At 41.8% G+C, this 19,177-nt stretch carries 15 protein-coding genes; 2 read left to right on the plus strand and 13 right to left on the minus strand.

What is annotated here, in order from left to right; genetic code table 11:
• Nucleotide 1 precedes the first annotated feature (1 nt).
• The 8 genes from IGJ12_RS09900 to IGJ12_RS09935 form a co-directional block, all read right to left on the minus strand.
• The gene (locus IGJ12_RS09900) at nucleotides 2-910 is read right to left on the minus strand and encodes an ABC transporter ATP-binding protein (protein WP_005235429.1); all 909 of its coding nucleotides are present in this window, start codon (nucleotides 908-910) and stop codon (nucleotides 2-4) included.
• Nucleotides 911-1,162: 252 nt separating this feature from the next.
• The gene (locus tag IGJ12_RS09905) at nucleotides 1,163-2,686 is read right to left on the minus strand and encodes a helix-turn-helix domain-containing protein (RefSeq protein ID WP_082741613.1); all 1,524 of its coding nucleotides are present in this window, start codon (nucleotides 2,684-2,686) and stop codon (nucleotides 1,163-1,165) included.
• A 298-nt stretch (nucleotides 2,687-2,984) separates the two neighbouring features.
• On the minus strand, nucleotides 2,985-4,034 hold the full coding sequence (locus tag IGJ12_RS09910; RefSeq protein WP_430618967.1) for an LPXTG cell wall anchor domain-containing protein: 1,050 nt from the start codon (nucleotides 4,032-4,034) through the stop codon (nucleotides 2,985-2,987).
• A gap of 182 nt (nucleotides 4,035-4,216) precedes the next feature.
• Nucleotides 4,217-5,767, minus strand: a complete 1,551-nt coding sequence (locus tag IGJ12_RS09915; RefSeq protein ID WP_101699155.1) for an Ig-like domain-containing protein — start codon at nucleotides 5,765-5,767, stop codon at nucleotides 4,217-4,219.
• A gap of 265 nt (nucleotides 5,768-6,032) precedes the next feature.
• Entirely contained in the window at nucleotides 6,033-8,123 is a 2,091-nt protein-coding gene (locus IGJ12_RS09920) for an ABC transporter permease (RefSeq protein WP_422705922.1), read from the minus strand.
• Complete coding sequence (locus tag IGJ12_RS09925) at nucleotides 8,095-8,871, minus strand: ABC transporter ATP-binding protein (protein ID WP_008378452.1); 777 nt, start codon at nucleotides 8,869-8,871, stop codon at nucleotides 8,095-8,097. Before IGJ12_RS09925 ends, IGJ12_RS09920 begins: the two co-directional genes overlap by 29 nt.
• An 89-nt stretch (nucleotides 8,872-8,960) precedes the next feature.
• Entirely contained in the window at nucleotides 8,961-9,908 is a 948-nt protein-coding gene (locus IGJ12_RS09930) for a sensor histidine kinase (protein ID WP_008378454.1), read from the minus strand.
• Nucleotides 9,905-10,600: a response regulator gene (locus tag IGJ12_RS09935; protein WP_430618968.1), complete on the minus strand. Its 696-nt coding sequence runs from the start codon at nucleotides 10,598-10,600 to the stop codon at nucleotides 9,905-9,907. Before IGJ12_RS09935 ends, IGJ12_RS09930 begins: the two co-directional genes overlap by 4 nt.
• Nucleotides 10,601-10,762: 162 nt before the next feature.
• On the opposite strand from IGJ12_RS09935, the gene IGJ12_RS09940 reads away from it, so the two are divergent.
• Nucleotides 10,763-11,380 (plus strand): FMN-dependent NADH-azoreductase, encoded by a 618-nt coding sequence (locus tag IGJ12_RS09940; RefSeq protein ID WP_430618969.1) that lies wholly within the window; start codon nucleotides 10,763-10,765, stop codon nucleotides 11,378-11,380.
• 140 nt (nucleotides 11,381-11,520) lie between these two features.
• On the opposite strand, the gene IGJ12_RS09945 is transcribed toward IGJ12_RS09940, so the two are convergent.
• The 4 genes from IGJ12_RS09945 to tyrS form a co-directional block, all read right to left on the minus strand.
• Nucleotides 11,521-11,907: a cytidine deaminase family protein gene (locus tag IGJ12_RS09945; protein ID WP_430618970.1), complete on the minus strand. Its 387-nt coding sequence runs from the start codon at nucleotides 11,905-11,907 to the stop codon at nucleotides 11,521-11,523.
• 44 nt (nucleotides 11,908-11,951) lie between these two features.
• Nucleotides 11,952-12,845: a deoxyribonuclease IV gene (locus tag IGJ12_RS09950; RefSeq protein ID WP_008378462.1), complete on the minus strand. Its 894-nt coding sequence runs from the start codon at nucleotides 12,843-12,845 to the stop codon at nucleotides 11,952-11,954.
• An 88-nt stretch (nucleotides 12,846-12,933) separates the two neighbouring features.
• The gene (locus IGJ12_RS09955) at nucleotides 12,934-13,845 is read right to left on the minus strand and encodes an AEC family transporter (protein ID WP_005235411.1); all 912 of its coding nucleotides are present in this window, start codon (nucleotides 13,843-13,845) and stop codon (nucleotides 12,934-12,936) included.
• Between the two features lie 70 nt (nucleotides 13,846-13,915).
• Nucleotides 13,916-15,178, minus strand: a complete 1,263-nt coding sequence (gene tyrS, locus IGJ12_RS09960; protein WP_008378466.1) for a tyrosine--tRNA ligase — start codon at nucleotides 15,176-15,178, stop codon at nucleotides 13,916-13,918.
• Between the two features lie 262 nt (nucleotides 15,179-15,440).
• On the opposite strand from tyrS, the gene IGJ12_RS09965 reads away from it, so the two are divergent.
• Complete coding sequence (locus IGJ12_RS09965) at nucleotides 15,441-17,879, plus strand: transglycosylase domain-containing protein (protein WP_016612234.1); 2,439 nt, start codon at nucleotides 15,441-15,443, stop codon at nucleotides 17,877-17,879.
• 142 nt (nucleotides 17,880-18,021) lie between these two features.
• Here the strand turns inward: IGJ12_RS09965 and ccpA are convergent, their stop codons facing one another.
• Entirely contained in the window at nucleotides 18,022-19,020 is a 999-nt protein-coding gene (gene ccpA, locus IGJ12_RS09970; protein ID WP_008378470.1) for a catabolite control protein A, read from the minus strand.
• Between the last annotated feature and the right edge of the window lie 157 nt (nucleotides 19,021-19,177).

Consider the following 19,177-nt stretch of genomic DNA (forward strand, 5'->3'; position numbering starts at 1 on the left):
CTTACAAACCTCCTTCTTCGGTCCAAGCCAAGAATGTATCTTCTAGAGAAGATTGCTTTGTCCGTAGTTCTTTCAAGCCGATCCCAGCCGTCACGATCGCTGCAGCGATTGCCGAACGCTGATCTGTTGCTAGAGTGACTTGCAATTCATCTGCAACCTGCAAGACCTCGACCTCAAAGGAAGCTTTTAACAGTGCTTCCGTTTCCGCATTATCATCAGTTTTAATAATCAGTACATTTTTCTCTGCTTTCAACTCTGCCATTGCTACTTGATGAGTGACTTTTCCTTTTTGCACCACGATCAAATGATCGGCAATTTGTTCGATATCGCTTAATTGATGACTGGAAACTAAGACAGAAACGCCTTTTTCTCTCAAAGAAAGAATCATTTCTCGAAACTCCCGCATGCCTTTAGGATCCAGGCCATTCATCGGTTCATCTAAAACTAATAAGTCTGGTTGATGGACCAATGCCTGGGCAACACCTAAACGCTGACGCATCCCTAATGAATAGGTTTTGACTTTTTGATGGATGTGTCCTTCTAAATGTACCTGACGAATAAGAGCTTCTAATTCTGCTGTCGTACTTTTTTTCTTCGCCATGCGCTGATACTGCATCAAATTTTCATAGCCTGTCATATAATTATAAAACTCAGGATTTTCAACGATCGCACCGACTGAGGCAATCGCGGTTTTAAAAGAAGAATCCAGTAAATTCCCCATAATGGCAATCGATCCTGTGTTGTGCTTCATCAACCCAACAATCATCCGAATGATCGTCGTCTTCCCAGCCCCATTAGGCCCTAATAAACCAACGACTTGTCCTTGGTCCACCACAAAGGAAACATCCTCAATGATTCGTTTGGTTCCAATCAATTTGGAAACATTTTGCAGTGCTAATACTTCTGTCAAAGTTACCCCTTCTTCCTAACACCTTTTCTGCAACGATTTTAAATAAAAAACGTTATGATAATATGTATACCATGCCATCTCTGTAAAAAAAAGTCAAGAAGCGAAAAAGGAACGACGATGTTCCTGTTTTTGCTTCTTGACACCTGTGTTTATCAAAGTCGCTTTTCACTTTCGCCTTACTGCCGAAACTTACGAAATTATAAGTTCTGTCTGCTCAGCCAACCCACGCGGCTGATTATTTACATGGTACGATCAAATCGATTGGGCAAAAACGAGCTTTTCAAAAGCTGCCTTGTTCTTGGCACTTCTGATCTGTTTGATCGTTTGTTTAAGTTGTTTCCACTCCTTTGCGCTTGGTTGACCGTTCCAATAAAAGATATAGGGCTGTTCTTCCTCAGAAAATTCTTGATGAATCGGATAATCACTGATGACCAAATCTGGTTTTTGAGTAAGTGAAAGATGCGCCATCGCTCGATGCGTTGCATTCAATAGTCGGTTCTTCATCCAAAGTTCTTGCGTTTTTCCGTATTTCGAATGGATCGAGAAAGTGACTGGCTGTTCATATTTGATAAAAATAACTCTCAATAACATACAGTATTGGAAAATCAATCGGTCATTCTTTTGCAGCAATGCACGCAAATCAGGTAAAGAAACAGTCGCTTCCTCAAAAAATCGTTTCACGGTCGGATAAAGCACTGGGAAAGCCGCTTGTAGCTCTTGCTTGTCGGTCGGTTTACCAAAACTATCACTTTTTTGTCGGGTACCAAAAAGGTTGGAAGCAGAATGGATCATTACGAAATTAACTAGTAAATAGTTTTTTTCAGCATCGGTAAACCTCAGACGAAAACACTGGGCTAGTTGTTCAACAAGTAATACTTCTGGCTGATACTTGGGTTGGGTCAACCACGAGAGTTCCGCCTCGCAAAGATCCTCTTCAAGATAGGTGTTCATTACGCCAAACATAAAATACAAGAAGCTGCATTCAGGCTCCGAGATTTCAGATAGAGAAAGGTGATTGCCGTTGAATAATGGCTTTAAAAAGACCTCAAAAAACTGATTCCTTTCAATCAGTGGATGTTCAAAGGTACTTACTTCCTCTGGTAAAAAAGTGATTGGATGCTTTTGATGAATTCTTTGCAGGGAGATAGCGAATAGATTAAGAAACTTATCGATATCGATTTTTCTCATATAAGAAGCATGAGTTTCAAACAAAGCCATAACGCTTTCTTTATCCTTGATCGATGCCACGACCTGTGAGTGCTTCTCATCGAAAATCTGCCAATAGGTTAAATGATAAAAATAGCGGATTGCGTATTCCTCACCTGTCAAGGGATCTCCTTTCTTCAGACTATAGGACAAATGATAGTTCGCCAAAATGTGATTTAGTTCTTTCAATTTTCGTTGGACCGTTCGGAGACTGCTGAAGGTTTTGAGGCTGAGTTGTTCAAGGGAGTGATAGTCCCCATGAAAGAGTGCATCGAGTAAGATAAACCCAACGGTTCCCTGTAACAATACATTATATGCTTGACTCAATAAAAATCGTGGAGAAAAAGCAATCACCACTTCTTTTTCTTGTTCATCATAAATCAACGTAAACTGAGGATAGCGGGCACAAAACCATTCGACTTGTTGCACGATCGACTGCATTTTATTCGTTCTCCTATTGAAAACATCAGAAAGCTCTTTAATTGTATATTTTGGTTTGTTCGTTTCGTAACAATAACTTAGAAACTGAAAAATTTGTTTTTCTGTGGTATCCAAAAGTGCGTGTAACATGAAAATTCCCTCGCTTGTATGGTCAGCCAAAGCTGTTTTTTGCTTTGAATCTATCACCTTACAAAATTGTAAGCTGTGAATGTTTGGTGATCGTACCACTGTGCCCTCTTTTCTGTCAAATTACTTTTAACAAATTTTCCTTTTGTTATCTGTATATTTTCATAAAAAAAGTCTGACGCCTCAAAACGATCGTCAGACTAATTATGAATTACGGCAAAACAACACGTGATTGTGCATTCTGGGGAAGAAATTTCCAATCGTGGGTTATCAATTTTCTCATGATTTTTGGGTATGTTCGTTACAGCTTCTCATCATAAAATAACTTTCGCTTCAGCCAGTAAAGAAACACAGTCAGAACCACTACTAGACCAAAGAGTAGATAGCGAAGATTGGTAGTTTTGCTGCCGGTTTTCGGTAGTACGGCTGCATTGACCTCCTTGCCACTGCTTATCTCCGTGGGTTGAAGTTGTTCCTTTTTGTCTTGAGAAGATGTTGTCGCTTGGTGCTCTTCTGTACGGACACTAGATGAAACGCTCGCCTGACTTTTCTGGGATTGATTGGCTGGCAATCCTTTGGTTTTCTTTTGTGAATCTGAATGCTTTGACGAAGCAGATTCCTTCTCGGTAGACGTTATGGCTGTCGCTGCGTTTTCTTGACAGCTCTCTGTCTGACTTGGCTCGCTTTTAGTGACTGGTTGGGTGCTGACGGTTTCCGAATCACTGATATCGATAGTGCTTTGTGTGCTTTGGATGTCTTCACTGGTAATTTCAGCCTCAGAAGTCGTTGGACTCGTCGATTGAGACTCGCTAAATTTCGGCTCGATACTACTAGAGGAAGCGCTTGTTGCTACCGTTTCGTTTGAGCTTTTACTTGTCTCAGCTGTCGTACTCTCATTACTGCTTGGCGGCGCGGTTACTTGCCAATGACCGGGCTTCAGGTTTTCAGTTATTGTTGTTTCACCATCATATATAACAACTAAATCAACTTTATCCATACTTTTTATCTCATCAATAGCCATCTCCGCATGGATCCTTAAGTAGTTTTCAACACCTGAAAACCAATCGACTTTCGTTAAAACTGTTTCGCCGATCACTTTTTCACTGTGTCCGTTCCCATCCCAACCATAAGTTAGTAAGACACGAACCTTTTGTGAAGTCAGTGTTTTGTTCGGACGTACCGGAACCGTGATCATTTTCAAGGCTTCGTCATAAATCACTCGGTTCGTTTGTACAGAAAACGACAGATTTCCTCTGGAACGTTCTTTTGCTGAAGTATGATCGAAACCAAACACCAGCAGCAATAATCCCGCTAACAGCAAAATCAACACGATTCCAACCAGCTTTCTCATTTCCTCACTTCCTAAATGAATATTTCAAGATAACTTGATAAGGAAATTATAATAAATTCTCAGAGAAAACATGCGCCGAAAAAAAAAGGAAAGTGGCCATAAAATGGCATCTTTCCTTTAAATAAGTCTTTATTAATTTTTCTTCCAAGTAATAAAACTGCCTCCAAAATTTCAGTTTCTATCTACCTGATAAATTTACTCCAACCTAACTTCAATGCGCATCCTGCTAAAACCATTCCTATTGCAATCCATAAATGATTAGACACTTCATTCGTTTGAGGAAAGTGCTGTTTTTCTGATTGATTATGCAAATTATTTGTTTTGGATGACTTATTGATCCCAGAGGATGAATTTTCAGGTGACACCGCCCCAGTATTACTAGAACTACTCCTGTTAGTTGATTCGGTGGATTCACTGGTGCTACTGTCGCTACTTGGTTCCGTGCTACTACTAGTGCTACTGTCACTACTTGGTTCTGTGCTACTGCTGGTGCTGCTTTCACTACTTGGTTCCGTGTTACTACTTGTACTGCTTTCACTACTTGGTTCGGTGGTACTACTTGTACTACCTTCACTACTTGGTTCGGTAGTACTACTAGTGCTGCTTTCACTACTTGGTTCTGTGCTACTGCTGGTGCTGCTTTCACTACTTGGTTCTGTGCTACTGCTGGTGCTGCTTTCACTACTTGGTTCGGTTGTACTACTAGTACTGCTTCCACTACTTGGTTCGGTTGTACTACTGGTGCTGCTTTCACTACTTGGTTCCGTGCTGCTGGACTCCCCTGGTTCACCGGTTCCGCCACCACCGCCACCATAGCGTGGCGTATAGCCAGTAATACTGCTTGTTCTTGGCACATCATTGACCACGGCATCAAGGATGCCCCGATTGGTATATTGTTCCAATGAACCATCCGTTTCTGTTTTGTAGGTAATGTAGATCCGTTCCTCCGTATCCCGCAAAGGAATTTCAAAGGAGCCATCACTATTTAAAACGATCGGTACTTGCTCAACATACGTTGGGTTGGAAACGCTGGGTCCGTAAACCACTCGGGCAGTCGTACTGATGAGTGTCTGATGGGGACCTAAAATATCAATAAACGTTCCATCTTTGATCGTCACTTGATTTGTATCAAACGAGTTGATGTACACACGCCAATCAATAATCCGTTTGGGTTCTTGCGTACCTAAATACAGTCCTTGTTTGGTGAGTAAGGCTCCCTCCCCTGTATCATCCACTGCTTGAATAAAGATAGGTACCGATTGCGTTCCATTTACTGTTTCGAAGTTGATGTTGTTGATTTGGTTCTCTGTCACTTCATCGCTGAACTTTGTCCAAAAATAAAAGTCCCCGTGTACATTGGTATTTTGTTCGACAAATTCCGTGAAAACAAAGGTCAACTGATTGCCAACTTGGGTAACATTGACCACTAAGTTGTTATTTTCATCGTATAAAGCATACGTATTATTGACGCCTTCAATCTCAACTGGCAAGGTGACAGTCGCTTTGTCACCGGCTTTTAAATCTCCTAAATCCTCCAAACTCCAGGTCATATCTATTTTGAAGGAATCATCCTTTTCAATACTTGTGATGACCTCGTTGCGGCTATTAACGATCGATACATTTGTGATCAGGTTGGCACCCACATCGGTTTCCCCATAAACAATCCGGATACCAGCAAATAAAGGAATCAGCAACAGTAAGACTGCAAATGCTTTTCCAAGTCGTGTGATCATTGGTCTCCTCCCTCAAATAAGTGCTTCCCTAAATCCATCGACCGCAGCCTTCACTGTACTCGAAATGAATTTTGCATCTGACAGTTGTCGTGTTCTAACAGTGTCTCTTCGTTTGTTTGACAAAATGAGCGTTACTTAATTTTATCTGCTTTTCAATGATTTGCACAATTAAAAGGCTTCATGGATAGAAATTTAGACAAACTAGCTAATAAAAAGCCAAATCCCAATCAGTACAGACTGAAAGAGATTTGGCTTGAAGAATAAATTACTCTGTAGGATCGGCGATCCTATCAATTTGCTGCAAGTACCGATACTGACAAACAAAGTAAAAAACGATTTGGAAAATCAAAAAGAGACTAACAATCACACCATAGTATTGCCATACAGGCAATTCTACTAAAATACGCAAAGCGGTCATTGCCACCGCAAAATGGATCATTGCCACGACTGTTGGCAAGAAGTACATCACTTGCAGTTGGCGTCGCAGAACTTTGTGACGCTCCTTCGGCGACACACCTAAGATATGCAAGGAACGGTGGTACGCCCCATCTTTATCTAAATCTGCAAATAAACGGAAATAGATAATTGAAGCGGAGAAAATAAAGAAAACCGAACCCAGTAATACCGTGATCATTAAGATGATGCCATTTCCTTGACGATTTTCTTGGAAAACTTGGTATTTCGAGGTATAAGACGTACGCATCGGAATGTCTTTTGCTGCTTCTGCCCACTCTTCATCCGTATAGTCACCTTTGGCTTCAAACTCCTGACTGAGCTCTTCGTATTGCTGATCGATCAAGGCATTTTCTTTATCTAAATTCCCATTGAAATCAGATACCAATTCAGGTGTTTCAGCCCATTCTGGATAGTCTAACCAAATAAAACCAGATTCCATATCGTCGGTGGATTTTTGCAAGAGGGCTTGCCACTCCTCAAAGGTTTTATCTGTCACAACAGACAGTCCAAAGTGATTCAGAGAAAGCATTGAGGGACTGTGGACAATCGTAACATCTTTTTTTATACCGGTCTCTGATCCCAATTCGATTGGATAGATACTTGTACGTTCGTTCTCAGGGACTTCTAGAAGCTGTTTTCGACGTGAATAATTAGCACTAAGTGTCATTATTTGATTATCTGCAACAGAATCAGCTTCCTCACCGATTTGTTTCATCATTTTCTGATAGTCGCTTTCTCGCATAATTGAAAAGCCATTCGTCGTATAGAATGAATCATTCGTAACTGCAGATTCATCAAGATTCGCATATGCCCATAGTAAGGAAACACTATCCGTTACAGGCGCATACCCTTTTTCTTCTATAGCAGTTTTAATTTCGTTTACTTTTCCCTCGGTATGATCGAGGTCTTCTGGCCCAGACCACGGAAACACATAGGCTACACTGATTCCTTGGATCGAAGAAAAAGAAGAGCTGCCGATTGCCAACATCACGGAAATCCCAACGAATGCCACGGAGGTACTAATAGCGATCAGACTATACATCGCCGCATTATCTCGCATGCGAAAGATCCATTCGCTGATAGTCAGCATCCGAGTGCCCCGTAAGAAGGTCGACCGTTTCTTTAATCGTTTCAACAGAAATACGCTGAACTGATGGAATGACAAAATCGTGCCTGCAACAGTCAACAAGACCCCTAGCATAAGTGGCAGCATTGAGTACGTTTGGTAGCTAAAATAAAAGACCAATCCATAGCCAACTAGCAACAGCACAATTCCTGAAAATGCCAATGCCCAATGACTTTTTGGCTCAGGACGCGGTTTTTCATTTTCCTTGATCAAGGAGATGATCTGCTCTCCTTGCAAAGCCCGAGTACTGAAAAAGGAGATCAAGAGAAAAATAAAAACATAAATCCCAAAGGTCAATCCTAAACCTTCCATAGGAACCATAAATTTCAGTCCTTCTGTTAGATACATGACATTTTGCGCAATCAGCAGCAATAATTTCGTCAATAAAATCCCTAACCCAATACCGGTCACTGTGGCACAGGTTCCTAAAAGGGCATTTTCGACAAACAAAATCTTTCGCAGATCTTTTTCTTCGATCCCCAAAATCAAGTAGATTGCCAGATCACGTTTGCGTCGTTTTAAAAAGACCACAAATGTATACCATAAAAACAACAGCGACAGTAAAGCGATCACCACAAGTGCGACGGATAGACCGACCTTCGCCAATTCTGAAAGTGTACCGCTATTGGACAAATTTTCTTCCAATTGCGGATGAAAGAGCAAAAGACTAAAGATATAAAACACCATCGCCGCAAAGGCGCTACTGACGAAGTAGGCCGCATAGGTTCGAAAATTCCCCCGCAGATTACGAATGATCAACTGTCTGAAATTCATGACGGCGACCTCCTAAATGTGCTAGGACTTCAAGAATTTTTTGATAAAATTGCTGTTGATCAGCCCCGCGATAGACTTCGTTATACAGCTTTCCATCTTTGATGAAAACGACCCGATCAGAAAAGCTGGCAGAATAAGGATCATGGGTGACCATCATGGTGGTGACCTTAAGTTGCTTGTTCATCTGACTTAGTATTTCCATGACATCTCGTGCTGCCTTTGAATCAAGATTGCCCGTCGGTTCATCTGCTAAAAGCAATTCCGGTTGATGGATCAAAGCTCTAGCAATCGCAACTCTCTGCTGCTCTCCACCGGAAAGCTGATAGATGCGTTTGTCTTTTTTCTCATAGATCCCAAGCTCACGTAATAGCTGTTCCGAACGTTCTTTCATCTCAAGAACCGGCACCCGATCCAATGTCAGTGGTAAAATCACATTCTCAAGCACGCTCAATGGCGAAAGTAAATTGTAGTTTTGAAAAACAAAACCTAGTTGCCGACGACGAAACTCCGCGAGTTTTTGCTTAGATAATTCTAGGGGCTGCTCGCCCTTGATGATCACCGAACCTGAAGTCGGTTTATCCAATGTTGCCACCAAATTCAGCATGGTGGTCTTGCCACTGCCAGATGGACCCATAATGCTGATAAATTCTCCTTCTGGCACTTTGAGATCGATTTGCTGTAAAACCTCAACAGACACTTCCCCTGTATAGGTTTTCGATACATTTTTCAATTCTAGTAAAGCCATCATCTTCACTCCTTTGCTACCAGTTTAGCAGGCGGCACCGCAATCAGTTATCGATTTCATGATAGAAAGCTTACAAAATTGTAAGAAAGTCTTTACGTCCGAAACGTTAATGTAACCGTCGTGCCTAGATTCTCCTTAGAGACCAAAGCGATATCGATATCCAATTGCTTGCTGATCGTTTCGACTAAGTAAAGTCCGATTCCAGTTGCCTCGCCTGTTTGCCGACCATTCTGACCTGTATAAAAGGGGCGAAAAACCCTTGGCAGATCCGCTTCTGCAATTCCGCACCCTTCATCTGAGATCGTCAATTTTCTAGAAAAAGGATCGATCTCAAAATAGACCTTACTGTCTGGCTTTGAGTACTTGACGGCGTTGCTGATGAGCTGAAAGAGCAAAATACCTAGCCATTTTTTATCTGTTGTCACCGTGATATCCGCTTCACTCATCAGCTTCGGATAGACTTCACTGCGAATAAAATTCCGCTTCTGGTCACCGATACTGTGTTTTAACAATTCCAACAGTGAGGCTGACTCGATAACGAAGTCCTCTGTGAAATCTTCCAAGCGCACAAAATTCAGCGCAGTCGCCAAGCCACTTTTTAAGCGATCTGTTTCAGCCAAAAGATCATAGCTATCGACTTCTTCACTTTCAGCCATTAGCGCCAACACTGAGACAGGTGTTTTCATTTGATGAACCCAGATATTCATGAAACGAATATGATTTTGATGGTGCTGATCTAATTCTGTCAGCCGCTCTTGCTCATGCTGCTCTTGTGCATCGAACTGCTTGCGCCATTGCCTGGAAAGGTAGCCATTGCTTCGGTGTGTCGCTCTTCCATGCTTGATATAATGATAAAACGCAGTATTGGAAAGGTAATCTGCCAAATAAACAAGAACAATGAATAGCCCGAATAGAAGCAGACCATAACCAATCACGAGGTTATTTCGATAGCCATCCAACCAAATCACTAAAACGAAAAATGAAATGGCTAGGAAGGTAACGAGTAGTTTAGGTAAATGAACACTTACATATGCTCTCATTCTTCTGTACCTACTACCGATAAGGCGTAACCCTTGCCGCGAATCGTTTGGATTGGATCATTGATGCCCATTGCCGCCAATTTTTTTCGCAAACGGCCAACATTGACAGAAAGTGTATTGTCATCAACGAAACGCTCATCATCCCATAATAGATTTAAGATCCGTTCTCGTTTGACCATCTCTGGGTGTGCTGACATTAAAAGAGTCAATAATTCTCCTTCTCGAACAGTCAGCCATTCACTGGCTTCACGATAGACCATCTTCAACGCTTCCGGATAATAGGTCAATTCGCCAGCTTTCAAGCTTCTCGCCCGATCCGACTGCGCATAATCCCCATAAACTCTGCGAATATGGCTCTTCACTTTAGCTAGCAGCAAGTCATAAGAAAAAGGCTTGACCAGATAATCATCAGCACCGTATTCTAATGCCATCACTTGGTCCATATTGCCGTCACGTGCGGAGATGAAGAGAATTGGAACCAATGAATGTTCCCTGATTTTTTGGCACCAATAAAACCCATCATAATAAGGCAGATTGACATCTAACAAAACCAAATCAGGTTGGATCAGCAAGAATTCAGCTAAAACCGCAGCGAAATTTTCCGGAGCAAAGGTTTGATACGCATAGCGGGATAATTGATTTTCCATCATTTTGACTAACGATTTGTCATCTTCGACCACGAATATTTTCATAGAACCCCTCCTGTTTTCTCTAAAGTTTACCAAAACTACGTGAAAAATACTGCAAAATTCCAGCTTTTTTAAAAAAAGTACACTTATTTATTGTAAGCAAAATTATTTTATAGTATACTACGTTTTGTGATTAAAACTTACTTAAAGTAAAGGTGGAAAAAAATGAAAAATATTTTAGTTATTAAAGCCAATAACCGTCCTGATGGAGTATCTGCAAAAATGTTTGATACGTTCGTTGAAAATCTTGATACGAACAATGTGGACGTTGTAACCTTTGATGTGTACGCACAACCAATGCCTTATATCGGTCAAACGTTATTTGAAGCATTTGGCAAACTTTCACAAGAACAAGAATTAAACCAAGAAGAACAAGAATTGATGACTGTCCGTCAAGATGTGATGAACAAATTCGCAGCAGCAGATACCATCGTTTTCGCTTTCCCAATGTGGAACCTAACGATCCCAGCAGCTTTGCACACATTCATCGACTATATCTTCCAAGCTGGCTTTACTTTCTCTTATAACGAAGATGGTTCAATGAACCAATTGTTGAAAGACAAAGAAATCGTTCTACTGAATGCCCGTGGTGGTGTTTACTCAGGCGAAATGAGCGCAATGGAAAACGCTGTAACCTTTATGGAAAAAGTTTTCGGTGGTATGTTCGGCATGAACATCACAGAAGAAGTAATCATCGAAGGTCACAATGCAGATCCTTCTAAAACAGCAGAAATCATTGCTGAAGGTTTAGAACGCGTAGCAGCAGCTGCGAAAAAATTCTAATCATTGCTATCGATCAACTCCTCAACAAAGCACTATTGCTGGTTGAGGAGTTTTTTTATCTAAACATGTTGATCGTCCATTGGATCGATAAAACAAAGATGCCCCTTAGAACAGAGCGGTCTAAGGGGCTAAATCTCTTTTTATTTTGATGCTTTCCAATCAAAAGGCAACAGCTCTTCTATCGTCATGATTTTTCCTGCTGCGATCATGACCTGCGTGTTGTGGTTGGCAGGATCCAGCTGGCTGATGAATTCACGGCAACGACCACAAGGTGGGATCGGCTCACCTGCCGAATTGATTGCAACCATCTGTAACACCCGCTGCTGCCCATCGGTGATCATTTGCGCAGCCGCAGCTTGTTCGGCGCAAAAACCCATGGAACAGCTGGTATCGATACAGATCCCTGTATAAATCTGTCCATTTGCAGTAGCCAGAGCTGCCGCGACACTCCCTGCTTCTGCAAATTGAGAGAGCTGTCTGAATCCCAGTTTTTGTTTCGCGGCATCGATCAGCAACTGAAAGTCCATTTTTCTTCCTCCAAAATAAGCTGGTTCATAGTTAAATGAACCGTTTAAGCACCCGCCATGATTTTTGTTAATAGCTCAGGATCAAAGTTCTTTTCCCGCAGCATCGCGATTTCATAGCCATAAGGGGCTTTTTTGTTCTTTTTGTCTTCGCCGACATACGGTGTTTCCAAAATTTTTGGTAACGCTGATAATTGCTCATGATGAACGATCTTATTCAAGGCTTCAAAGCCGATCGTGCCAAAACCAATGTTCGCATGTCGGTCTTTGTGGCTGCCCTGTGGATTTTTTGAATCATTGACATGGATGACCTTCAAGCGATCCAATCCGATGATTTTGTCAAACTCGTTTAAGACGCCGTCAAAGTCTTCTTTGACATTGTAGCCGGCATCATTCGTGTGACAAGTATCTAGTGTAACGGATAATTTTTCATTTAAGGTAACGCCATCGATAATTGCTGCCAATTCTTCAAAGCTGCGACCAATCTCGGTGCCTTTACCTGCCATTGTTTCTAATGCGATCTGGGCGGTTTGATTTTTTTCAAGGACCTCGTTCAAGCCTTTAATGATCTGCTTGATCCCAGCTTCGGGTCCTGCACCGACATGGGCACCGGGGTGCAACGTGATTTGAGTTGCACCTAAAGCTTGGGCTCGTTGGATTTCTTCTTGTAAGAACGAAACGGCAAAGCCAAAGTTTTCTGGTTTGATGGTATTACCTAAATTAATGATGTAAGGGGCATGGACAACGATATTCGAAATTCCCTTTTCCGTCATAAAATCTTGTCCAGCTGCGATCTGCATCTCTTCGATCGGTTTGCGCCGCGTGTTTTGCGGAGCTCCGGTATAGATCATAAACGTAGTAGCTTGATAGCTAGCCGCCTCTTCTGCTGCTCCTAAAAGCATTTTTTTGCCGCTCATTGAAACGTGTGAACCAATCAACATTTTTCTTTTCCTCCTAAATCTAGTCTTCTCTATTATCGATAAAAGCACCTTGTAAAGCGATTATTTTGCTCATTGCCGTATTTTTTTATCAAGCGAGTCCAAATAACATCAGGACACCCGTCATTAGCGGCATACTTATCAAAAAGCTAATGGAAGAAACAAATCCCACCGCCTCTTCCTCCATCCCAGCAATCACGGAATTAATGACCCCAAATAAAGGGATCGGAGCAAACACTAACAAACAAAGTACTGGTTTTAATAAAACTGGGATCGGTAAAACATAGAAAGCCGCGAACAGCACGAAAGCCAGTCCGTAGCGTAAGCTTAAAATTTTGATTACCGTTGGCGTAGTGTGCTTCGGTAAGCGGAAATCCAAAAATAAGCCAATCATAAACATGGACAGAAACGTATTTGCGATCCCGATTGGCTGAACGAGCGCCAAGGCTGACTCGGGAATCCTCCAATCCGCACTGCGGATAATCAGCATCACTAGATAAATGGTAAATGTTGGCGAGCGCAGGAGATTCAAAAAGATTTTTCCTGGTTCAAACGTCGTCCGCTTTCCAATCAAGAACTCGATGAAAATCGTCGTTCCCCCTGCCAACATGATACTGTTCCCCATATCAAACAGCGAAATCAGTGGAATCCCTAAAGGATAAAAACTTTGGGCAAAAGGAATTGCAAAATTGCCGATATTAAAGCCTGACCCGCAGTACATAGCAAACTGTTGCAGCGTGTTCGATTCTTTTTTGGTCAAGAAAAATGCGAAGAGGATCTGGACGACCGTAATGATCAAAGCGATCACAATCAAACTAAGCGCACTGACTTGTACTTGCATTGAAGCTAAATTCAAAATGATTGCTGCCGGTAACGTCACATTCAAAATAATTTTGGATAAGATCGAGCCATCCGCTTTTGAAAGGACATTTAGCCGTTTAAGAAAATACCCTAAGAAGATCATGGCAAATAAACCGGCGGCATTCAACACTATATTTCCCATTCCAACAAAGACCCTTCCTCTACAAAAATTTGAAAAAAAGCGAACCAACAGGTCGGTTCGCTTTTTGCGATTAAAATGTTAATAAGAAATATTTTTTCTTGCCACGACGAATCACGACGTATTTTCCACCGATCCGATCACTTGCTTGGATCTCGTACGTTAGGTCTTGGACGCGTTCCCCATTGATGTAGATGGCCCCATTTTGTACGTCTTCTCTTGCTTGACGTTTTGATGGTTCGATTTTAGCAGTCGTCAACACTTCAACGATGTTCAAAGAATCATCCGCTGTTACCTGATGACTAGGAACCCCTTTAAAGCCTTGTTCGATCTCTTCAGCGTTCAATTCTTTGATATTGCCGCTGAATAAACTTGCTGAGATGCGTACGGCTTGTTCATAAGCCTCTGCCCCATGAACCAAAGTAGTGACTTCTTTTGCCAAAGCTTTTTGTGCTGCTCGAGATTCTGGTGCAGCGTTAAATTCAGCTTCGATCGCAGCGATTTCTTCTAATGATAAGAAGGTGAAATATTTCAAGAATTTGACTGCATCACGATCATCCGTATTGATCCAGAATTGGTAGAACTCGTAAGGCGTTGTTTTCTTGGCATCTAGCCAAACCGCATTGCCTTCTGTTTTCCCAAATTTCGTTCCATCTGCTTTTGTGATCAATGGCATAGTCAAACCGAACCCTTGGACTTCACGCTCACGACGCAATAATTCGATTCCAGAGGTGATATTCCCCCATTGATCGCTACCACCTAATTGCAACAAGCAACCGTGGTTGTCGTAAAGGTTCAAAAAGTCATAGGCTTGTAAAAGCTGGTATGCAAATTCGGTGTAGGAAATTCCTGTTTCGATCCGACGTTTGACACTTTCTTTGCTCATCATGTAGTTGATGGTAAAGTTTTTCCCAGTGTCCCGTAAGAAATCGATCAGTTTCAATTCCCCTAACCATTCATAGTTATTGGCAATGATGGCAGGATTTTCTTGGTCATCAAAATCAATAAAGCGAGATAATTGGCTCTTGATACTTTGTGACCATTCCAAAACGGTATCTAATGTGTTTAATTGACGTTCTTGATCTTTAAAGGATGGGTCACCGATCATTCCTGTACCGCCACCAACTAATGCGATTGGCACATGTCCGTTTTGTTGGAAACGGCGCAACATCAAAATAGGCAATAAATGACCAATATGCAGGCTATCTGCGGTAGGATCAAAGCCGATATATAGTTTCACAGACTCTTCATTTAATTGTTTGGTCAAGGCTGCTTCGTCTGTGGTCTGATGAACTAATCCGCGTTGCTTTAGTTCTTCAAAAAAGTCTGTACTCATTCTTTCTCCTCCTAATAATTGCTTCATTGTTCATCTTAACTGAAAAAGAGGGCAATGAAAAGTCTTTCTCTCAAAGTCCTTTACCAAAAAAGAAACTTTTAGGCAAATCAGTTCGTTTTCCCTTATTATCGCTGGTTCAATACAAATACCAACTGGCATTTTCTCGCACACTTCTTTCGATAACAGATAGGGTGCTACCCAAGCGCCTTGTTTTTTGCTATAATTACACGGAATCTATTCTAATTTATTGAGGTGACTCTTTTTGTCCCAGAAAACGAAAAATCAAAAGAATACAGAAAACAAAAATAGAGGCTGGTTCTATTTCAATATCAGTCTTAGGGTTTTACATGCCTTGTTCTTAGTGGCTATTTCTTTACTGGTGCTAGGCGGTTCTTTAGCTTTAGGGATCGGTGCCGGCTACTTTGCTTTTCTTGTGGAAGATACCGCAGCTCCTTCTAAAGATGAGTTGCAGAAAGAACTGACCGACATCACAGAGACTTCTCAACTCGCATACGCTGATGGCAGTAAAATCGCAACGATTCGCTCAGATCTGATGCGAACGTCGGTTAATTCCGATCAAATTTCAGACTACTTGAAAAAAGCGATCATCGCAACAGAGGACGAATATTTTAATATTCATAATGGCGTCGTACCAAAAGCAGTCGTGCGGGCGTTATTATCCGAAGCGACAGGCTTTGGCGGCAGCGGGGGTTCCACTTTGACCCAGCAGCTGGTGAAACAACAAATCCTTTCCAGTGAAACGACCTTCAAACGCAAAGCCAATGAGATTTTATTAGCCATGGAAGTGGAGAAATTTTTCGATAAAGATGAGATCGTCACCATGTATCTAAACATCTCCCCTTTTGGCCGGAACAATAAAGGGCAAAATATCGCAGGTGTGCAAGAAGCGGCGCAAGGAATTTTTGGCGTTAACGCAGCTGACCTGTCTTTACCGCAAGCAGCCTTTATTGCGGGTCTGCCACAAAGCCCGATCGTCTACAGCCCTTATACAAATACGGGCGAGATCAAGGAAAACTTGACCGCTGGCTTAGAGCGGAAAGACTTCGTGCTCTTCAGTATGTATCGTAACCACGATATTACGAAAGAAGAATACGAAGAGGCGCTTAATTATGACTTGAAGCAAGACTTCAAAAAACAAGAAGCCATTGAACAAACGGATCAAAGCTTCCTTTATTACACTGTGTTAAATGAAGCAAAAGACATTATTGCCAAACAGCTGGCAGATGAAGATGATGTCAGTGACGAAGAATATGCCAAAGACGAAACCTACCAAAAATACTTCGAATTGGCGCAGCAAAAACTGGTTAATGGTGGCTATACCGTCACATCAACGATCGATAAAGATATTTATAATGCAATGCAAGATGCCGTCGATAAATACGGCTATATGTTAGACAACTGGGGCGACTCCACCATCGAAGTCGGCAACGTCATGATGGACAATGCCACCGGGAAAGTATTAGGCTTTATTGGTGGTCGTAACTATGCTGACAATCAATTCAACCATGCCTTTGATGCTAAACGCCAAGCAGGTTCAAGTATCAAACCAATGCTGGTTTACGGACCGGCGATCGAAAGTGGCTTGATGGGCTCTGAATCAATGGTTTCTGATTATGCCGCAAAATGGCGGACAGGAGAAAACGCCGGTGAGCCGATCGTCAATGCCACAAACCGTGGAACCAATACTTTTATGTCGATTCGCGAATCATTGGAAGTTTCCAGTAATATCGCAGCGACAAATATTTTCCAAGATCTGTGGGAAAAAGAAGGCGATCATTTTTATGCCTATTCAAATTATTTGAGCAAAATGGGCTATCCTGAAGATAACAGCTGGGCATATGAATCAGCGCCATTAGGGGTTACCGATGTCACAGTGTTGAATCAAACAAATGGCTTCCAAACATTTGCCAATAACGGTGTCTATCAGCAAGGCTACATCATCGAATCAATCAAGGATAATGAAGGCGAAGTGCTTTATCAGCATGAAGCCAAACCGGTCCAAGTCTTTTCTGAAGCGACAGCGTCCATCATGACCGACATGATGCGTAGTGTTATCGATGAGCAAAAAACCAGTTCCTTTAAATCGGTTATCAGCGGATTAGATTGGAACCTCGGGAATGCCGATTGGGTCGGTAAAACTGGGTCTACCAATAATTGGTCTGACTCTTGGCTAGTCGTTTCCACCCCATCGATCACCATCAGCAGCTGGTCAGGGCGGGATGACAATAAAGCTACCGATAGTGCAGCAGGAACTCGGACAGCCAATTACATGGCTTACTTGATCAATCGTATCTATCAAACAAACCAAGAAGTCTTTGGTGTAAATCAGAAGTTTGAACTTTCTAGTGATGTCAAAAAAGCTCAAGTTTCCAAGTTTACTGGTACCCAACCAGGCGGAACCGTGCGAGTCGATAATCGAACCTATACGAATCCAAGTAGTACCGTTACTTCTTATTGGGCAACTGGCGGACCAGATACGGTCGATTTCAAATTTGGACTCGGTGGTTCAGATGCAAACTATGCTGACTATTGGAAAAAAGCATCTTCTAGCCGTTCAACAAATCGTTCGTCGAATACATCATCGAATAACGCATCCAACAATGTTACACCTACTGCAAATGATGACGACGAGGACGAGCAAGAAAATAACCAACCTAATACAAATGATGATGATGACTGATCAGCCTTGTGCTGATCAGTTTTTTTATACAAAAAAAGTGTGGGTAGAAAATCCATAGATTTTCTACCCACACGAACGATCGTTGAAGCAAAAAGTGGAACAGCAAAGCGTTGCTCCACTAGTCTTTTTATTAAATCGCTGCTTATTTCGTAGAGCTTTTTTCTGAAATACCGTAAGGCAAGACGATCGTTTTTTGTTCTACATCTTCTTTGTTCATCATTTTAGTTAATAGACGCATCGCAACGGCACCCATATCATACAATGGTTGCGTCACACTTGATAAGCGTGGACGAGCTGCTTCAGCCAATAATGAGTTGTTGCTGGTGATGATCTCGAAATCCTCAGGAACTTTAACGCCTTTGTCTAACAAACCATCTAAGACGCCGATGGCTAACTCATCGTCTGTAACATAAGCTGCTGTTGCACCACTGTTGATGATGCGATCAACTAATGCTAAGCCTTCTTTAAAGCTGTATGGTGATTCAAAGATCAACCCTTCAGAATAGTCAAGGTTGTTTTCTTTCAAGGCTTCTTTATAGCCTTTCAAGCGGTTTTGGCCATTGATTGGATCGATCAAAGCACCGCTGACAAAAGCGATTTTTTGATTGTTTTTCGCCAATAACGAAACAGCATCTTTGGCAGCTGCTGTGTAATCGATATTGACACTTCCTACTTGTTCATCAGGATCGATCGAACCAGCTAAAACGACTGGAGTTTTTGAGCGAGAGAATTCCCCGCGAATTTCATCCGTGATGCGATGACCCATGAAGATAACGCCGTCTACTTGTTTTGCTAACAAGTTGTTCAATACGTTGACTTCTTTCATCGTATCGCCATCAGAGTTGGCTAAGATGATATTGTATTTATACATGGTCGCTACATCATCGATCCCACGAGCAAGTGATGAGAAGAACATATTGCTGACATCAGGAATGATAACACCAACAGTTGTGGTCTTTTTACTTGCCAACCCTCGAGCAACTGCGTTTGGACGATAATCCAAGCGGTCGATCACTTCCAGCACTTTCTTACGAGTTGCTGGTTTTACATTTGGATTTCCGTTGACTACCCGTGAAACAGTTGCCATCGATACATTCGCTTCCCGTGCAACATCATAAATCGTAATTGTTTGTTTTTCCATGATATATCTCCCTTATTCTATTTTCAGAAAATCTTATTTACATTTCTTTGTTAGGATAGCAAATTTTTTCTGGATTTGCAACCGTTTTAATTTTGTTTTCATGAAAACTTAGCAATTTCCTACTTTCCCCTCCCCTATTCTCTTCGAAAGCATGATA

Origin of the sequence: Enterococcus sp. DIV0802b, from assembly GCF_050543535.1 — a bacterium.
Classification (GTDB): Bacteria; Bacillota; Bacilli; order Lactobacillales; family Enterococcaceae; genus Enterococcus_D; species Enterococcus_D entomosocium.